The organism is Mucilaginibacter sp. P5_A6, assembly GCF_056400585.1.
Genome location: NZ_JBFUKZ010000096.1, coordinates 1 through 505, shown reverse-complemented (window position 1 = coordinate 505; position 505 = coordinate 1). Strand labels below are relative to the sequence as shown.

The window sequence follows — 505 nt, the reverse complement described above, 5'->3', positions numbered from 1 at the left end:
GACGTACCATCGGTAGAGCAATCATCGCCAATAACAATTTCAAATTGAAAATTTGTTTGCTGCATCAAAAAACTATCAATGGTTTGAGCAATAAATTGTACCTGGTTGTAGGTTGTACAGCATACACTGACCATCAAATCATGCTTCATCATAATTTTTTATTTTTTTTCGTTTTTGTATTCATTTTGAGCAATATATTTTTTGTTGATTTTTAAGGCAAACAGACGATTGATATAACAGGCCAAAATATAATGCTGATTATATGAATCTGTAAACCTCGGTTTAATGACAGTTTACAGCTTCGCGTATCCAATTACATGATCATTTATTAATAATTACTTTTTTTGATTTAATGTAAAAACAGGGGAGTTAACTTTAGTAGTCCTGCCTTTTTTAAATCTTTTACCTTATTACAGCTACAGTAGCATAAACCACCCCAATTTTATTTGATAAAAGTTTGAGTTGGGATTAGCAAATTCCTGCTTATAACATACCAAATTTATCT

1 protein-coding gene is annotated in these 505 nt (G+C 30.3%); it reads right to left on the bottom strand.

Translation table 11 applies throughout. The features are described 5' to 3' along the window. A partial coding sequence (locus AC1DO4_RS27900; RefSeq protein WP_477421067.1) for a glycosyltransferase family 2 protein occupies positions 1-134 on the bottom strand: 134 nt, incomplete at its 3' end. Between the last annotated feature and the right edge of the window lie 371 nt (positions 135-505).